Origin of the sequence: Enterobacter sp. V87_3 (genome assembly GCF_029967835.1) — a bacterium.
Taxonomy (GTDB): Bacteria; Pseudomonadota; Gammaproteobacteria; order Enterobacterales; family Enterobacteriaceae; genus Enterobacter; species Enterobacter cancerogenus.
Map to the genome: position 1 here is coordinate 30,775 of NZ_JASCAM010000010.1, position 17,245 is coordinate 48,019.

14 protein-coding genes are annotated in these 17,245 nt (G+C 59.2%); all 14 read right to left on the reverse strand.

Features of this window, described 5'->3' with window-relative positions; all coding sequences use genetic code 11:
- Positions 1-17: 17 nt before the first annotated feature.
- The 14 genes from QLG21_RS00720 to QLG21_RS00785 all read right to left on the reverse strand — a co-directional run bounded on the left by QLG21_RS00720 (position 18) and on the right by QLG21_RS00785 (position 17,244).
- On the reverse strand, positions 18-1,157 hold the full coding sequence (locus QLG21_RS00720) for a glycoside hydrolase family 105 protein (RefSeq protein WP_282483870.1): 1,140 nt from the start codon (positions 1,155-1,157) through the stop codon (positions 18-20).
- A 4-nt stretch (positions 1,158-1,161) separates the two neighbouring features.
- Positions 1,162-2,745, reverse strand: coding sequence for an MFS transporter (locus QLG21_RS00725; protein WP_282483662.1), 1,584 nt, complete (start codon positions 2,743-2,745; stop codon positions 1,162-1,164).
- Positions 2,746-3,006: 261 nt separating this feature from the next.
- Positions 3,007-3,399, reverse strand: coding sequence for a flagellar protein FlhE (locus QLG21_RS00730; protein ID WP_088208254.1), 393 nt, complete (start codon positions 3,397-3,399; stop codon positions 3,007-3,009).
- Entirely contained in the window at positions 3,399-5,477 is a 2,079-nt protein-coding gene (flhA, locus tag QLG21_RS00735; RefSeq protein ID WP_006176067.1) for a flagellar biosynthesis protein FlhA, read from the reverse strand. Before flhA ends, QLG21_RS00730 begins: the two co-directional genes overlap by 1 nt.
- On the reverse strand, positions 5,470-6,618 hold the full coding sequence (flhB, locus tag QLG21_RS00740; RefSeq protein WP_058610185.1) for a flagellar biosynthesis protein FlhB: 1,149 nt from the start codon (positions 6,616-6,618) through the stop codon (positions 5,470-5,472). Before flhB ends, flhA begins: the two co-directional genes overlap by 8 nt.
- Positions 6,619-6,767: 149 nt before the next feature.
- The gene (gene cheZ, locus QLG21_RS00745; protein ID WP_042320066.1) at positions 6,768-7,412 is read right to left on the reverse strand and encodes a protein phosphatase CheZ; all 645 of its coding nucleotides are present in this window, start codon (positions 7,410-7,412) and stop codon (positions 6,768-6,770) included.
- 10 nt (positions 7,413-7,422) lie between these two features.
- Positions 7,423-7,812, reverse strand: coding sequence for a chemotaxis response regulator CheY (gene cheY, locus QLG21_RS00750; protein ID WP_006176072.1), 390 nt, complete (start codon positions 7,810-7,812; stop codon positions 7,423-7,425).
- A 16-nt stretch (positions 7,813-7,828) separates the two neighbouring features.
- Positions 7,829-8,878, reverse strand: coding sequence for a chemotaxis response regulator protein-glutamate methylesterase (locus QLG21_RS00755; protein ID WP_006176073.1), 1,050 nt, complete (start codon positions 8,876-8,878; stop codon positions 7,829-7,831).
- Positions 8,875-9,741 carry a protein-glutamate O-methyltransferase CheR gene (cheR, locus tag QLG21_RS00760; protein WP_058610181.1) on the reverse strand — a complete coding sequence of 289 codons (867 nt, stop codon included), beginning with the start codon at positions 9,739-9,741 and terminating at the stop codon, positions 8,875-8,877. Before cheR ends, QLG21_RS00755 begins: the two co-directional genes overlap by 4 nt.
- 19 nt (positions 9,742-9,760) lie before the next feature.
- Positions 9,761-11,368 (reverse strand): methyl-accepting chemotaxis protein IV, encoded by a 1,608-nt coding sequence (tap, locus tag QLG21_RS00765; protein WP_282483663.1) that lies wholly within the window; start codon positions 11,366-11,368, stop codon positions 9,761-9,763.
- Positions 11,369-11,412: 44 nt separating this feature from the next.
- Positions 11,413-13,080 carry a methyl-accepting chemotaxis protein II gene (gene tar / locus QLG21_RS00770; protein ID WP_282483664.1) on the reverse strand — a complete coding sequence of 556 codons (1,668 nt, stop codon included), beginning with the start codon at positions 13,078-13,080 and terminating at the stop codon, positions 11,413-11,415.
- 83 nt (positions 13,081-13,163) lie between these two features.
- On the reverse strand, positions 13,164-14,126 hold the full coding sequence (locus QLG21_RS00775) for a spore coat U domain-containing protein (RefSeq protein WP_042320074.1): 963 nt from the start codon (positions 14,124-14,126) through the stop codon (positions 13,164-13,166).
- The gene (locus QLG21_RS00780) at positions 14,123-16,507 is read right to left on the reverse strand and encodes a fimbria/pilus outer membrane usher protein (RefSeq protein ID WP_282483665.1); all 2,385 of its coding nucleotides are present in this window, start codon (positions 16,505-16,507) and stop codon (positions 14,123-14,125) included. The genes QLG21_RS00775 and QLG21_RS00780 overlap by 4 nt, the downstream gene beginning before the upstream one ends.
- Complete coding sequence (locus QLG21_RS00785) at positions 16,483-17,244, reverse strand: molecular chaperone (protein ID WP_282483666.1); 762 nt, start codon at positions 17,242-17,244, stop codon at positions 16,483-16,485. Before QLG21_RS00785 ends, QLG21_RS00780 begins: the two co-directional genes overlap by 25 nt.
- Position 17,245: the final 1 nt, after the last annotated feature.

Here is a 17,245-nt window from a genome sequence, read left to right on the forward strand (position 1 = left end):
GGCCGGGTTTTTTATTATCAGAAGTACTTTCGCAAATATTCCGTTAAACACAAAATCGCCATCGCCTGCCCGTACGGCATCGACGTCAGCGGGATCTGCCGGTAGAACTCGAGATCGCTGCCCATCCCCGTCCCGAACGACGTTTGCAGCAGCTCCCCTTCCGGCGAGATATTGTTCACGATACCGCGAATCGCTTTATCGGCGACCTCCGCATACTCCGCTCCGACATAGCGCTTACGCACCGCTTTGAGGATCCCGTAGGCAAACCCTGCCGTGGCCGACGCCTCCAGATACGAGTCCGGATCGTCGAGCAACGTATGCCACAGCCCGCTGTCATCCTGACATTTCGCCAGCGCCGCAATTTGTGCATTCAGCACCTGCACCAGATACCGACGCACAGCGTTGTTTTCAGGCAGATCGACCAGCTCAAGGAAGTCCGGGATGACGATAGTCAGCCAGCTGTTGCCGCGCGCCCAGCGGGCACGGGCAAAGTTGTGGTTGCCGTCGTAGTTCCAGCCGTGGAACCACAGGCCGGTTTCCCTGTCCATCAGGTTCTGGACGTGCAGCAGGAACTGATACACCGCCTCTTCCACGTACTCCGGTTTGTTGAGCAGCTTGCCGATTTTCGCCAGCGGTAGCACCGTCATCATCAGCGTGTCGTCCCACATCTGCTGGTGGTTCTCTTCCGCCAGCGTGATGTGCTGCATACCGCCATGCTCGGTACGTGGCATCTCATTCATCGCCCACTCCGCCCAGCTCTCCAGCCACGGCAGCCAGGCCGGATTGCGCGTCTCTTCATAGCGGTAGGCCAGGGTCAGGAACGGCGACATGGTATTGACGTTTTTGGTGGTCGCGCCTTCGGCAAAACGCGCGTCAAACCAGCCGTCAATAATGTCGCGCATCGTCTCGTCGCCGGTCTGGCAGTAGTACTGCCAGATTCCGTACAGCCCCACGCCGTGCGTCCACTCCCAGCCTGCCCAGCCTTTGGTATCGATCACGCGCCCGTCGTCCAGCCGCAGCAGAAACTCGCCGGTTTTGTCGTGGATGTTCACCAGGTTATGGGTCACCTTGTGAATCAACGATTTCAGTTCATCCCGCGCGATAAAACGCGCTGGCTGACACAGTAATGGGCTATGTTTGACAGGCCAAACTTTCATCATCTTAACCTCTGTTGTATGTCGAATTCAGTACCGCGCGATCCTTCAGCGAAGGCGCCGCCGGCTTATTGCGATTCAGATAACCGATGTTGTTATTGCCCCACAGCGATTCGTACGGCATACCGGCCAGCATCTCGACGGTTGCGCGGGCCTGCGGCGTGGCTGTCTCCGGCATGGCGCGACCCGTCTCGCGCATTTTGGCGGTCTCTTCGCGCAGCGTGCTGTGCGTCTGCAAATTCAGTCTGAAGCGCAGGGAAACCAGGAAGCCGCAGAACAGTACCAGAATGGTTCCCACGCTCAGGATCATCAGAATGGTGTGGCTCACTTCGGCAGGCTGCACCTTCTGCCCGCTCACAAAGCCGGACATCTGCATCACGATACCCACCAGCATCACCGCACCGGCCTGGGAGGCTTTACGGGTCAGGGTCATGATCCCGGCAAAAATCCCTTCACGGCGCTGGCCGGTGATCACTTCATCCACGTCAGCAATGTAGGTGTAAGTGTTCCACGGAACGTAGTTGATGCCCCCGCGCCCCAGACCGGCCACGGCCGAGACCAGCAACAGCAGCGAGTAGATATCGCTCAGCCCGGCGTAATAGAGCATCGCGTAGGAGAGCGAGGCCAGACCAAAGAGCACCACCACCATCCGGTAAGACGGCGCAGGACCAAAACGGATGCACAGCGGGATCATCGCTATCACGGCGATGAACTGGAAAATCGCCATGGTGCCCAGCAGGTTAGAGGCCATTGACGCCTCCTGCATCAGCACGAACACCACGTAATAGGTGAAGACGGCGTTGAACACGTCCTGCGCGATGTAGCCGCCCAGATACATCCCCAGATGCTGGCGGAAAATTTTGATGCGCAGGGTCGAACTTAACTCGACGAAAAGGCGGTTGAGGCTCTGCCCGAGCGTCAGCTTTTTCTTCTCTTCTTCGGCGCGCAGTGCCGCTTCTGACCACTCCTCACGCGGGCGCTCCCAGGTGAAGAACCAGACGAAAATCAGCATCAGCGCGCACAGCACGGAGAAGACCAGGCTTGCATAGAAGAAGGAGACGGCGTTGTCTTTACCGAAGTGGGTCAGCAGAATACCCGGCAGGAAGGAGGCCAGAATGGCGGACATCTGCGCCATAGAGATACGCGCGCCGGAGAACTTGGTTTTCTGTTTGAAGTCATCGGTCATTTCCGGCACCAGCGTTTCGTACGGCACCAGAATCATGGTGTAGACAATATCAAACACCAGGTAGGTCAGCAGGTAGTACCAGAAGCTCATATCCCCGACCCACATCAGGGAGTAGCTGAACACGCACGGAATACCCAGCAGGATAAAGAACTTACGGCGGCCAAAGCGTTTGCCGAGCCAGGTGGTGCCAAAGTTATCGGTCATAAAGCCCATCAGCGGGCTGACAACGGCATCCAGCACCCTTGCCGCAGCAAAGATAAAGGTCGCCTCGATAGGGGAAAGTCCGCAGAAGGTCGTATAAAAATATAAAAGCCAGGCAGCCGTCAGCGCAGTCGTCCCTGCCCCGAGGAAATCACCTGACCCATAAGCAAGATAATTTGCGAGTCCGATTTTACGTGTTTTCATTGCCGTCAGCCCTAATCAGTTTTAGGAGACTCCCTGTAAGCAAACCTCGTCCGGGAGTTTTTACACGGCTACAGTAAAAGTATCGACCTGTTGAAACCTTTCTGTTTCTGCCATCGCTTCGTCGCGGATGGCAAAAATGCAAAGAGTGTCGTCACGCGTGTCACTGATTTATAAAACAGCGTTTCTATTGCATCAAAAGGCGAGGTCATTTTTGCGAGCCAGCCATCAGAATCGCGCCATGGCTGGCTAAAAGACAGGCAGTTAGCGGTAGTTAACGATGACGGACGTACGCTGAACCTTCAGCGCCGGGATTAAACGCCCACCGCCCGGCACTTCCCAGATAAAGCGTAATGGTTCCACCGCCGGTACGCCGTTGAACGCCTGGGTCGTGCCATTTTCACCGTCGATTTCGGTACAGCGCGTCTGGGAGCACAGACGCACCCGCAGCCCGGCAGGCGTTGGGCCGATCAGCGTGTAATCCCACACCACCAGGGTCATCAGGCCGGAGGCCGGTTCAGGGGGTGCCAGCGGACGTGAGGACATTGCCTCCCCGCGATGGTTCAGCGTCACGCCAACGCTGCTGGCCTGCCACGACCCTTCGCCAGCGGCCTGCGCCACCAGCGGGAAAAGCATGATCCATAGCCACTTCCCCATCAGTTCCCTCCTATGGTCGCCGTCATGCGAATATGGCGATTGTCCGACAGCTCAAGGTTTGACAGCACGACCAGCTGATTCAGGCTACGACGCAGGAAGCGAGACAGCAGCGGACGCAGCGCGTGGTTAACCAGCAGAACCGGCGGCGCACCCAGCATCTCCTGGCGCGCCAGCGCCTCCTGCGTCTGGGCCAGCAGACGGTCGGCGAGACCCGGCTCCAGCCCGCCACCGCCCTGCAAGGCCTGTAAAAGCAGACGTTCGAGCGGCGTATCGAGGCCGATAACCTGCACTTCGCCGGTACCCGGGAACCACTGCTGGGTAATCGCGCGGCCCAGCGCCACACGCACCACTGCCGTCAGCTCGTGCGGGTCGCTCTGAAGCGGCGCATGCTCGGCCAGGGTTTCCAGAATGGTACGCATGTCGCGGATCGGCACCTTTTCGTCGAGCAGGTTTTGCAGCACCTTGTGCAGGGTTGTCAGCGTCAGCACGCCAGGCACCAGGTCTTCGGTCAGCTTCGGCATCTCCTGGGTAACGCGATCCAGTAACTGCTGCGCCTCCTGACGGCCAAACAGTTCGGCGGAGAACTGGCCGATAAGATGGTTAAGATGGGTCGCCACCACGGTACTGGCTTCCACCACCGTGTAGCCCTGGATCTGCGCCTGCTCTTTCAGCGCGCTCTCGATCCAGATTGCCGCCAGCCCGAAGGCCGGGTCGATAGTCTGCTCTCCGGGCAGCGTGCCCGCCGCCGTGCCGGGGTTGATCGCCAGCCAGCGGCCAGGGTAGGCATCCCCGCTGCCAATCTCCACCCCTTTCATCAGGATGCGATAGCGCGCAGGCGGAAGATCCATGTTGTCACGAATATGAACAACCGGCGGCAGGAAGCCCATGTCCTGAGCGAATTTCTTACGAATACTGCGAATGCGGCCCAGCAGCTCGCCGTCCTGCTGGAAATCGACCATCGGGATCAGGCGATAACCCACCTCCATGCCCAGCGAATCTTCCAGCTGCACGTCGTTCCAGGTCGCCTCCACCGCCTGCGTGTTTTCCGGCATTTTGACCGGCGCAGGTTCGGCGGCAGGCGTCATTTCACGCCCGCGCATCCACCAGGCCAGGCCCAGCAGCGCGGCGGTAAACAGCAGGAACACCAGGTTCGGCATTCCCGGCACCAGGCCCAGGAGGCCCAGTACCGCAGCAGCCAGCAGCATTACGCGCGGGTTGCTGAACAACTGCCCCACCATCTGCTCGCCCACGTCCTGATCGGTGCTGACGCGGGTGACGATAACGCCCGCTGCGGTTGAGATCACCAGCGCCGGGATCTGCGCAACCAGGCCGTCACCAATGGTCAGCAGCGTGTAGCTTTCTGCCGCGTGGCCCATGTCCATGCCGTGCTGCAAAACACCCACCAGCAGGCCGCCCACGACGTTAATCACCATGATCAGGATGCCGGCGATGGCATCTCCGCGCACGAACTTACTCGCACCGTCCATTGAGCCGTAGAAGTCCGCCTCCTGCGTCACCTCCGAGCGGCGCTTTTTGGCCTCATCTTCGGCGATCAGTCCGGCGTTCAGGTCGGCGTCGATCGCCATCTGTTTGCCCGGCATCCCGTCCAGGACGAAACGCGCGCCCACTTCTGCGATACGCCCGGCACCTTTGGTGATGACCATAAAGTTGATGATCACCAGAATGACGAACACCACAATACCGATGGCGAAATTGCCGCCCACGAGGAAGTGGCCGAACGCCTCAACGACCTTACCCGCCGCCGCCGCGCCGGTATGCCCTTCCATCAGGATAATACGGGTGGATGCCACGTTCAGCGCCAGGCGCAGCAGCGTGGTAAACAGCAGAATGGTCGGGAACGCCGCGAACTCCAGGGTGCGCTGGGTGAACATCGCCACCAGCAGTACCATGATGGACAGCGCAATGTTGAATGTGAACAGCAGATCGAGGATGAATGCCGGCAGCGGCAGCACCATCATCGACAGAATTAGCAGGATCAGAATCGGTCCGGCAAGGATCTGCCATTGGGTCGATTTCAGGTTGCCGGGCAGGCGCAACATTGCCACCAGATTAGCCATCAGTGTCCTTCTCGTTCAAAAAATCCAGCGCTTCAGGCACCGGTAGGTTCTCAGGTTTCACAGGCCGCTGACCACCGGCTAAACGCCAGCGCTTCAGCTGCCATACCCAGGCCAGCACTTCCGCGACAGCGGCGTAGAGTTGGCCGGGGATCTGTTGTCCAATCTCCGCATGGCGGTACAACGCACGCGCCAGCGGAGGCGCTTCAAGAATGGGAACACGGTTTTCCGTGCCGATTTCACGTATACGTAGCGCAATCAGGCCCGCCCCTTTTGCCACCACCTTCGGCGCGCTCATTTTGTTTTCGTCGTAGCGCAGCGCCACCGAGTAGTGGGTGGGGTTGGTCACAATGACATCGGCTTTCGGGACATCTTCCATCATGCGGCGACGGGCAGCCGCGCGCTGCATCTGGCGGATACGCCCCTTAACGTGCGGGTCGCCTTCCATCTGTTTGTATTCGTCGCGGATATCCTGGCGCGACATGCGCAGTTTTTTGAAGTGGCTGTACATCTGGAAGATGACGTCAAACCCCACCATCGGAATGATGCTGAGCACCACCAGCAGGGCGCACAACCCCACCAGGTTCATCGCATTGTTCATGGCGTTGAAGGGGGATTCGCTGATAAGGCGCATCATTTCAGGCCAGTGGTGCCAGAGGAAAAACCCGGCGGTGCTGCCCATCAGGGCCGATTTCAGGATCGCCTTTACCAGCTCCGCGCCCGTCTGGGCAGAAAACATTTTGGCGATCCCCGGCAGCGGGTTGAGCTTGGAAAATTTGGGTTGCAGCGATTTGCCGCTAAAGACCAGCCCGCCAAGCAGCACCGGCGAGACCAGCGCCACCAGTACCACTCCGGAAATTAGCGGAAGCAGCGCAATCATGGCATTTTTCACCAGCAGAATAATTTGACTCAGGATCAGGTTGGGATCGTTAACCATGCTGTGGTCAAAACGTAACCCGGCAGAGAGCATCCCCGCCAGCCTGCGGGCGAACGACTCCCCTCCCCACCAGATAATGCACACGCCCACCACCAGTATCAGCAGGGATGTCAGTTCTCGGGATCGGGGGACTTGCCCTTCCTCACGCGCTTTTTCAAGTCGGTGGGGTGTGGGGGCTTCCGTTTTGTCGTCGTTATCTTCTGCCACAGTGCCTGCTCGCAGCCCATTAAGTCACGGGTATCATGCCAGCGCAGAAAGAATCCAATGGCGGGAAAAGCCCGTTTATTCGGGCTCTTTTCGGTGATTCCGGGTGGGAATCGTCTCAGGCTGCTCGCACAACCTGAGACGAAAGGCCGTCAGAAGCCGAGGCTGTCCAGCAGGTCGTCGACCTGATCCTGGCTTGCCACCACGCCCGCTTTGGTTGCGTCGAGCTGTGGGCCGTTAAGCAGGCTTTCATTGTCGCGCTTTGGACGCGCAGCCGGTTCTGGCATGTTCTCCAGCAGCACCATCAGCAGCTGACGCTCAATCTCCTGAATCACATCCATCATGCGTTTGATCACCTGACCGGTAAGGTCCTGGAAATCCTGCGCCATCATGATGTCCAGAAGCTGGGCGTTGGTGAAGCTGGTGTGGCCCGGCACATCCCCCAGGTACTGGCGGGTATCGGTCACCAGTTCGCGGGCATCCGCCAGTTCGATAGGGTTCTCGAACCATTCGTCCCAGCGCTTGGTCAGCGCCTTCGCGCCCTTCTCCATCGCATCCTGATGCGGCTGTGACGCTTCAACGCTGTTCAGCGCACGTTCTGCCGCCTGAGCAGTCATCTGCACCACATAGTCCAGACGATCGCGCGCGTCCGGAATCGCTTCCGCCGCTTCGGCAATGGCCTGATCCAGCCCCAGTTCACGCAGGCTGTCGCGCAGCATGCGCGTCAGGCTGCCGATGCGGGCAATGATATCGCTGGGCGAATGTTCTTCAACGGGTTTCATAGCAGGTTGCATCATAACCATCACCTCACATGCCGAGTTTCTCGAAGATCTTGCCGAGCTTCTCTTCCAGGGTTGCAGCGGTGAACGGTTTCACCACATAGCCGCTTGCGCCTGCCTGTGCCGCAGCAATGATGTTCTCTTTCTTGGCTTCTGCGGTCACCATCAATACGGGCAGAGAGGCCATAGCGGCGTCCGCGCGGATCGTTTTCAGCAGTTCCAGACCATCCATGTTAGGCATGTTCCAGTCGGAGATAACAAAACCAAACCCGCCAGCCTGCAGTTTGTTCAGCGCATCCACGCCGTCTTCTGCTTCTTCAACGTTGTTGAAGCCCAGCTCTTTCAGCAGGTTGCGCACGATGCGACGCATGGTGGAAAAGTCATCCACAACCAAAAATCTGAGCTCTTTGTCCGCCATAAAACTACACTCCTCATTAAATACGTATTGCCTGTCCGGCACTGATTTTCGCCAGCATCTGCTGGCTTACCTGGCTAAGATCGACCACTTCGCTCACGCCACCCATATTGATGGCCTCGCGCGGCATGCCGAACACCACACAACTTGCTTCATTCTGCGCGATGGTCCAGGCACCTGCCTGGTGCATCGCAAGCATTCCGGCGGCACCGTCGTTGCCCATCCCCGTCAGGATGACCCCAACGGCGTTGCGCCCCGCATGTTTCGCCACCGAATGAAACAGCACATCCACCGACGGACGGTGCCGGTTAACCGGCGGCCCGTCATGAATTTTGATTTGATAGTTCGCGCCACTGCGCGCCAGCTCCATATGCTTATCCCCCGGGGCAATGTACGCATGGCCCGGCAGCACGCGCTCGCCGTCTTCCGCCTCTTTCACGCTGATTTGACACAGCTTGTTCAGGCGTTCGGCGAACGAGCGGGTAAAGCCTGGCGGCATGTGCTGGGTAATCAGAATACCCGGGCTTGAAAGCGGCAATGGCTGGAGTACATGGCGAATTGCCTCTGTTCCCCCGGTTGACGCGCCAATCACCAGCAGTTTTTCCGAGCTGAGTAGCGGGCCTGCTTTCAGGGTCACCGGGGCCGCCATCGGTTTATGGGCGGCCAGCTTCGCGCGCGACGCGGTGCGAATTTTTTCCGCAATCAGCTCGCTGTACGCCAGCATCCCTTCGCGGATGCCCAGCTGCGGCTTGGTGACAAAGTCCACCGCTCCCAGCTCCAGCGCACGCAGGGTGATCTCTGAGCCTTTTCCCGTCAGGGACGAGACCATCACCACCGGCATCGGGCGCAGGCGCATCAGTTTTTCCAGAAAATCGATGCCGTCCATGCGCGGCATTTCGACATCCAGCGTCAGCACGTCGGGGTTATATTTTTTGATTAAATCCCGCGCGACCAGCGGATCGGGCGCTGTCGCCACCATTTCCATATCGCTGTGGCTATTGATGATTTCCGTCATGATCTGGCGCATCAGCGCCGAATCATCAACGGACAATACCCTGATTTTACTCATGCTTTTTCCTTACTCAGCGCATAAACCGTCTGCCCACGGAGGCTAAACTCGCGCGCGAGGTTGCTAAAGTTTTCCGAGTGCCCGGCAAACAGTAAACCGTCAGGCTTGAGCAACGGAACAAAGCGACGCAGAATCTCCTGTTGCGTCGTTTTATCAAAATAAATCATCACGTTACGGCAAAAGATGGCGTCAAACGGCCCCGGCACGTTGTACTGCTTGTCCAGCAGGTTGACCGGCGCAAACTCAACGCAGTTCGCCAGCTCCTGACGAACGCGCACCAGCCCTTCGTGCGGGCCGGTACCGCGCATGAAATAGCGCTGTAACTGCTGCGGTGACAGGGTTTTCAGTTCGTCCTGGCGATAGACGCCGTTGCGCGCTTTTTCCAGCACCTCGGTGTCGATGTCGCTGGCGTACACTTTCCAGCGCCCCGGCGCCATGCCGAGCGTATCGGCCAGGGTGATCGCCAGCGAATACGGCTCCTCGCCGGTAGACGCCGCCGCACTCCAGACGCGGTACTCCCCGGTACGACGGCGCGCGTGCTCCGCCAGCACCGGGAAGTGATGCGCTTCGCGGAAAAACGCGGTCAGGTTAGTGGTTAATGAGTTAATAAAGGCCTGCCATTCAGCGCTGTTCTGGTTCGCTTCGAGCATGCTCAGATAGCGACCAAAATCATCCAGCCCGAGCGTGCGCAAGCGCCGCACCAGTCGGTTGTAAACCATGTCTCGCTTATGATCCGCAAGCACAATTCCCGCACGCTGGTAGATCAACTGACATATCCGACGAAAATGCGCGTCGGACAGCGCGAGGCGCTGTGTCATCTGCTGCAATAATGACGTTTGCCCTGAGGGCATGGGTGATGTCATAGCGCCTTCTATATTACTTTCAGGATACAACCGGTACGGCCTGCGACCGTCCGACATCTGTTTCTGCTTCTGTTTCAACGTGCTCTTTAACCGTAAATACCGCCACCAGCCCGGTCAGATGATCTGCCTGATTGGCCAGCTGATCGGTGGCGGCGGCCGCTTCTTCTACCAGCGAGGCGTTCTGCTGTGTCACCTGATCCATCTGACTCACCGCCTGGGCAACTTGCTCAATGCCACGACGTTGTTCATCGGACGCGGAGGCAATTTCGCCCATGATGTCGTTCACCCGGGTGACGGAGGTGACGATCTCGTTCATGGTCTGCGCCGCCGTATCCACCAGCGCGGAGCCTTGCTGAACGCGTGAGACCGACTCTTCAATCAGCCCCTTGATCTCTTTCGCCGCGTTCGCACTGCGGCTCGCCAGGTTGCGTACTTCGCCGGCGACCACGGCAAACCCACGCCCCTGCTCGCCTGCCCGCGCAGCCTCCACGGCGGCGTTGAGCGCCAGGATATTGGTCTGGAAAGCGATACCATCGATCACGCTAATGATGTCGCCAATCTTTTGTGAGCTGGCGGCAATCTCCTGCATGGTGCTGGCAACGTGAGATGCCTGATCGCCCCCTTTCTTCGCCGTGGTTGCCGCCTGTTTTGACAGATCCGACGCCTGACGCGCGTTGTCGGCGTTCTGGCTTACCGTCGCTGTCAGCTGTTCCATGCTGGCCGCCGTCTGCGCCAGCGAGGCCGCCTGCTGCTCGGTACGGGAAGAGAGATCGTTGTTGCCCGCCGCTATCTCTGAGATCCCGGTGTGCATGGCGTAACTGCCCTGCCGCACCTCGCTTACCGTTTCCCGCAGCGCCCCTTGCATGGCCTTGAGGCTGGCAAAAATCGCTGAAATTTCGTTCTTCCCGTACACCGCCACCGGGCGGGCCAGGTTGCCCTTCGCAATGCTGTCAAAGTGGCTGCTGATGATCGCCAGCGGTTGCACGATCATCCGGCGCGACCAGAGCAGCGCGCCACCGGTCAGAAGTGCCGCCAGGATCACCACCGCGGCAAAAATGGCCCCCGACATGTGGTAGCTTTTACGGCTGTCGGTTCCGGCACGTTCAACAAACTGGTTAATGTCCTGCTGCCAGGCGTTAAAACTGCCGTCAAACGCCGCCTGCGACTCCTGCACCGGCGCGGTCAGGAAGTCAGAAAGCTGGTTGTTCTCAAGCCAGGTCGCCTGGTGCTCCAGATCCGTATGCCACGCGGTGAAGTTCTTCTGCATCGCGGCCTTCAGCGCCTTGCCTTTCTCACTGACCGTTTCCTGCGAGGTGAAGACGCTAAACTGCGCGTTGGCCTGTTTAAGGCTGTCGCGCGCCGTCACCATCAGCGCCTTGATATCACCCGGCGGATAGCTCAGCGCCGTTAAGGTTCCCGCCTTGTTCAGCGCAGTGCTTGCCTGCAAAAGCACGGCACGCGTTTGTGCCAGTGCGGAGCGCTGCTGATTACTCGTCTCGACTTCCTGCAAATTCTGATAACCATCGCGAAACGCCCAAAAAGACAACCCGTTACTGCCAACCTGCAAAACACCACTCAGTATCAGAATCAAAAACAGAGTGGTCGAGATACGAATACGATTTAACATCCACGCTCCCATCAAGCGGCCAGCAGCCGCGGTTCAATTGTCAGTCAAAATGTTTCCCAGTTTTCATCTTGTCCGGCTACCGCTGCGCGAGGGCGAGACGCCACCGTCACAGGGGCTGACTCGCTGAGCAACGCACGCGAGCTGGCCGGGTGTTGTGTTTTGGAAGTAAGACGAAACGCCGAGACGGCCATCTTGAGACGGCTCGCCTGGTCCTCCAGCGCAGCGGCCGCCGCGGCGGACTCCTGCACCAGCGCGGCGTTTTGCTGTGTCACACGATCCATTTCCGATACCGCCATGGCGACCTGGTCAATACCCCGACTCTGCTCATCCGATGCAGAGGCGATTTCACCCATGATGTCCGTCACGCGGGTGACGGCATTCACGATGTCATTCATGGTCTCCCCCGCGCTTTCCACCAGCACCGAGCCGGTATCCACGCGGGAGACTGAATCTTCAATTAACGCTTTGATCTCTTTCGCGGCGTTGGCGCTGCGGCTCGCCAGGTTGCGCACTTCGCCTGCAACCACCGCAAAACCGCGGCCCTGCTCGCCCGCACGCGCCGCTTCTACCGCCGCGTTAAGCGCCAGGATGTTGGTCTGGAAGGCGATGCCGTCGATAACGCTGGTGATATCGGCGATTTTCTTCGAGCTGTCGGCGATGTCGTGCATCGTTTTCACGACGCCATCCACCACGCGTCCGCCGCGCTGCGCCGTTTCGGAAGCGCTTTCGGCAAGCTTAGAGGCCTGACGGGCGTTATCGGCATTCTGCTTCACGGTGGCGGTGAGTTGTTCCATGCTGGCCGCTGTCTCTTCGAGGGCGGATGCCTGCTGTTCGGTGCGGGATGAGAGGTCATTATTGCCCGTCGCGATTTCGCTGGTACCGGTGTAAATCGCCTCGGAACCTTCGCGCACGTTGGCGACGGTATCGATTAACGAGCGCTGCATATGGTCGACGCTGCTGGCCAGCTCGCCGATCTCATTGCGCCCGGAAACGGTCAGCGTTTTGGTCAGGTCGCCGCTGGCGATGTCGCGAATATGGCTAATCACGCGGCTCAGCGGGTTAAGCAGGATGTGTCGGATGCCGTACCACACCGCCACCAGCACGATCGCCAGCGCCAGGGCCAGCACCGCCATCTGTGCTTTGGCAAAGCGATAGTCGTTCTGACTTTCAGTAAACGCCGTGTGATACAGCTCGCTGCTGGCTTTGGCATACTCGCCGAGCGCCGCACCAAGGGCGTTTTGCATACCCTGGGTAGGCTGCGCAAAATAGGCGTCCATGTTGCCGTTCTCCAGGAACTGCACCAGTTCGGTTAGCCCGGCAAAGTAGGCCGCGTATTTTTCATCAATATTCTGGCTCACCTGCTCCATCGCAGGCTGCGGCGCAATCTGTTTAAAGGCTTCGTAGTGTTTCGCGGCGTCGGCAAGGGTGGTACGCGCGTTTTTCAGCAGATCCGTTTTCGCGCTGCTCTGCTGGTTGGCGGGGTCCATCATCATACGTGCAGACGAGCGGCTCAGGTTGATGCGCGTTTGCAGCATTAAATCCCAGGTCGAGGTGAGCTCACTTTGCTGCATGCGCAGGTCATTCGAGGCGGCAAAACTCGCCTGATTCTGTTTTAACGACGAAAAAAATAGCCCACCAGAAACGAGCTGAAGAAGTGCGAAAATGACCAGCACCATCATCAGCAGTGTGACAACGCGGATACGGTTCAACATACAACACCTTCTCTTAGATTTATTAACGGTGTTATCGGCACAGGCCGCAGGAACTTTACATTTGCGAAAGGGAAAAGCGGGACTCAGAAGGCGACGTCAACGATCAGGGTGTCGCTGTAGGTTCCGGCAGGGGGTGTTGCCTGGTTGGTGAGCACTTTTGCAGTGTAGTTATAGGTACGCAGAAGCCCATCGGAGCTGACCTGCGAGGAAGCCGCGCTGGCCCAGCGCTCGGTCCCGCTGCCGCCCCAGCGATTGGTGGTGGCCTCTTTGTAGATGTCATAACTCATATAGTTGCTGCCGCTGACCATCCTGCGCACGTTGTTCAGGGCGTTTGCACCATTGTTAATGCCGATGGTGTACGTGCTGCCTTTGGTGCAGGTGACCGCGATGGCCTGCGAGACGGTCGGGAAATTTTGCACCAGCGGCGCGCTGTTGAAACTGACGTCCGGCGTGGACATCGTGCTGCAATCATTGGTGACGTTCATGTTGAGCAAAATACTGGTCGTCGCCGTGCCGGTTTGCGGCGTCAGGCAGAGTCCAACAGCGCCAACCGAGCAGACGTTGTAGTTGATGCTGAAGGTAAGCAGAACCTGATACGGCCCTGCCGAGACGTTTTGCCCGGGCACCGTGCGGAAATAGAGCGGAATATTGTACTGCTTCGCCCCCAGCAGGCTGAGCAGCGAGTTGCCGCTCCAGGTGTAGGCTTTGCCAATCTGCACTTCACTGCTGGTCGCGCAGCCGGACAGGCCACACAGGCGCGTGGGGATCACATCGGTGATGGTGGCGTTGTCGGTGCGCTTCATGGTAGCCCGACTGCTGCCGGAGACCGAGGCGGTGGTGTAGTTCAGCGTCACTGAATCGTTAGTCAGCAAATTAAGCACTGCATCGCAGGCGACCACCAGCGTACCGGTAGTTTGCACTTCCCCCGTCCCGCTAAGGGCAAACGAGGTGACGCTGCCAAAGGAGGCATTGACCGTGCTGACGGTACAGGCGGCCCAGCTGCCGCCGGAAAACAGCAGCAGGAGCCCCAGCAGCAGGCGCATCACGGTGCCTCCCGGCAGACCAGCGGGCCGTAGGTTTGCAGCTTGTGTTGCGGGTTCGCGCCGACGGTCAACGTGGCGGTGCACTGTTTTCCGTCAGGCAGGGTCACGTCGAGCGCGTTCACATCGCTGAGGTTCTCAAGCCAGGCAATGCCGTCGTATCCCACCACGGCGCTACTGCGCGACGCGCGTCTCACCTGGCTTCCCACCGGGATCGCCTGGCCGCGCGCATCGTGCAGAATGACGCTCGCCACCCGCTCCTGCTCCATCGGGAAGTCCACCAGATAGCCGCTGTGGCGGCGGATAGCGATGCGACGCTCGGTTTCTTTCAGCCGGGTATCGGCCGGAAGGTTCAGGGTATCGATGCTGTAGCTGGCCGGATAGTAGGCCGACACGCCGCTCACCAGCAGATAACCGTTGTTATTGGTTTTGCCTACCGGCTGGTTTTCATAGTTTACCGGCACGTCCGGATGACCATCGGTACTGATCACCACGAACGCATCGTTGATTTTATTGGCCGCAAACAGCTCGCCGTCCATCAGCACCAGCGAGCCCATCGCCTCGCCCCACCAGGTCATCATATCCTTCTCACCGTAACCGCCGCCCTGCAGCTCGATGTTATTGTTGCGCCAGCCCAGCGTCGCCTGCTGATAGCTTCTGGACTGCGACTGGTTGGCCCACGCCATGTTCCAGCCAAATCCACCGTCGGACGGCATGGAATGGTTATAATTGATGCGCTGCGTACTGCCCGAATCGGGCGTTTTCTCGAAGGTGACGGCGGCGCTGTCCCGCTCGCCCAGCGGCACCTGCAACGACAGCGCAAAGGTCCAGTCTCCCTGCTGCTGGTCGCGGCTGGCGGCCAGATAGATACTGCTGGCACCCCACAGGTTGCGGCTCCAGGAGAGGTTCAGCAGCTCGGTTTTTTGATTGTCGAAGCTCTCAACGCCTATCCATGCGGCGCCGATATTGCCGTATTGTCCCATGTTGAAGGTCAAAGAATACTGGTCGGTATTGCGGCTGAAGCTGGCGATGGGTTTGTCATTTGTATCGTAGACGGTGGGCTGGTCATACAGCGCCAGGTTGCCAAATTTCTGATCACGCCGGGAGTGCTGGGTCGCCACGCTGAATGCGCTGGTGCTGTACTGGTACCCCCAGCCAACTTGTCCGCCGCTGTCCCCACGCATTCGGCTGCGGGTATATGACGAGTTTACCACGCCAAAACGCCCCAGCTTAAGCACGGTTCCCGCGCCGGTGAGCGCCAGATCTTCTGCCGCTTCGCCATGGCCTTCCAGGGTTAACCAGTCCGTCAGCCCATAGCGATATGAGCCGCTTCCCGCAGCCGGGCCATAGTCAAAATTCTTGATCCCGTAGTTGCGTCGCAGGCTGCCCAGCGTGACCGCGCCGTCGCTCAGCCCCTGTTTGAGTAAATCGCTGGTGACGTAAAACGGCAGCGTGGTGCTCACCTGGCGGCCCAGCGCATCGGTGGTGATCAGCACCGCGTCGCCCGCGCCGTTGATATAAGGCAGATTGGTCAGGGTAAACGGCCCCGGCTGCAGCTGCGTGGAGCCGGAGCGGTAGCCGTTGATAAACAGATCGACGGAGGTGGGCACCGCCGCTTCCCCCGAGAACGCCGGCAGCGGCCAGGTCACCAGATCCGGGCGCAGTGAGAAATCCCGGCCATAGCTAATGCCGCCCATGCGCACGCTGGTGCTCCAGCTCAGGGCATCGCTGATCACATCCCCCACGCTCCAGGTGGTGGCTTCATCTTCATTGGTGACAAGCAGCGTGGTGTCGTAGCGGACGTACCCCTCCTGCTGTCCGTTATTACCGCTAAAATCTTCCCGGGCATAGCCCGTAGAAGAGAACGAGCCGTTCTCATCGAAGTAACGAAATTCGTGCCATATCGAGGCCTGGCCGCCGATGTTGCCCGTGTGGTTGGTGTAAAAGTCGTAGTTCAGCAGCGCCCCGCGGCCATAGTGGGGCTTGCTCTGGGCGTTTCCTCCGCCAAAAGAGGTCACGCGCGCGGCAACCCAGTCGCGGGGTACCGACAATAAAAGACGTTGTGCGGCGCTGTCGTACTCCACCCGCACCTGCGAGAGCGTGGAAAGATTCACCTCACCCGTGGGGACATGCTCCGGCGGAAGACCGGCGCGCAGCAAATCGGCGCTGGAAATATAAAACGCCCCTTCCCGCTGCGTGACGGGCACCACCAGTCCCGTGTCGTAGTGGTTCAACACGAGAGAGAGCTGGAATACCGCCTCGCTGTTTATCGCCTGTGCTTCAGGAGGAGGCGGTAAACTGTCATCGCCGGGTTCGGCCCAGACGCTGGTACTGACGCAAAGCAGGATCATCATCGTCGGTTTCAGTTGACGGGCGTCGACTGCCATTGCGTATCCCTGGCATTAATTTGCGCACTCATCTGGTTCGGCTGGCGTATTCCCGCCGGGATCGGCCAGCTACGCGTGCTGTTCGGCAGGACATAGCCCAGCAGCCCGTCCGCAACCGTACGTTTCTGGCCGCCCTGCTCCAGTGCGACCTGGCTTAGCCTGACGTGTACATCCCCCCGATTACGGACCTCAAGCTCGGGCTGGCCCCCGTCCTGCCTGATGCGCCAGCTCAGGTTTCGGGTATCCACCAGCGCATGGTGTGCGCCCTCTTTGATGGTCGGGATCCCCTGCCCGTACACGAACAGCGGAATGGAATAGCGCATCTGCAGTTTTAGCCCGATGGTCGGTTCGGCTTTGGCGCCAGGCTGGGGGAGTTCGTCCACGATGATCCGGTAGGCTTGCTCGACGCCCAACGGGATAGTGCCCTGTTTAATCAGGCGGATAAGCTGCTTACTGCCCTTGCCAATGGTGACAATCGGCGGGCTGGCGACCACCTCCTGCTGGGCGGTATAGCGTTCGTATCCGCCTTCCTGTTTCCAGCGCACGATGCGCACCTGCATTGTCGTGGCGCTGTTACCCTGATTCTGGATCCACAGTTCCGTTGCGTTGGCGTCGGCGGGAAGCCAGGGGTCGATGGGCCATAACAGAATCGTCGCTGCGGCGTGAGCCTGCCCCGTCGCAACGGCCGACATCCCAAACATACTCACCAGGCAAAGTTGCCTGAAAAATGGCTTCATC

Bases quoted from the DNA above. Each gene is read 5' to 3' on its own strand.
- QLG21_RS00720 (WP_282483870.1), bottom strand. From the start codon at position 1,157: ATGAAAGTTTGGCCTGTCAAACATAGCCCATTACTGTGTCAGCCAGCG.
- QLG21_RS00725 (WP_282483662.1), bottom strand. From the start codon at position 2,745: ATGAAAACACGTAAAATCGGACTCGCAAATTATCTTGCTTATGGGTCA.
- QLG21_RS00730 (WP_088208254.1), bottom strand. From the start codon at position 3,399: ATGGGGAAGTGGCTATGGATCATGCTTTTCCCGCTGGTGGCGCAGGCC.
- flhA (WP_006176067.1), bottom strand. From the start codon at position 5,477: ATGGCTAATCTGGTGGCAATGTTGCGCCTGCCCGGCAACCTGAAATCG.
- cheZ (WP_042320066.1), bottom strand. From the start codon at position 7,412: ATGATGCAACCTGCTATGAAACCCGTTGAAGAACATTCGCCCAGCGAT.
- cheY (WP_006176072.1), bottom strand. From the start codon at position 7,812: ATGGCGGACAAAGAGCTCAGATTTTTGGTTGTGGATGACTTTTCCACC.
- QLG21_RS00755 (WP_006176073.1), bottom strand. From the start codon at position 8,878: ATGAGTAAAATCAGGGTATTGTCCGTTGATGATTCGGCGCTGATGCGC.
- cheR (WP_058610181.1), bottom strand. From the start codon at position 9,741: ATGACATCACCCATGCCCTCAGGGCAAACGTCATTATTGCAGCAGATG.
- tap (WP_282483663.1), bottom strand. From the start codon at position 11,368: ATGTTAAATCGTATTCGTATCTCGACCACTCTGTTTTTGATTCTGATA.
- tar (WP_282483664.1), bottom strand. From the start codon at position 13,080: ATGTTGAACCGTATCCGCGTTGTCACACTGCTGATGATGGTGCTGGTC.
- QLG21_RS00780 (WP_282483665.1), bottom strand. From the start codon at position 16,507: ATGGCAGTCGACGCCCGTCAACTGAAACCGACGATGATGATCCTGCTT.
- QLG21_RS00785 (WP_282483666.1), bottom strand. From the start codon at position 17,244: ATGAAGCCATTTTTCAGGCAACTTTGCCTGGTGAGTATGTTTGGGATG.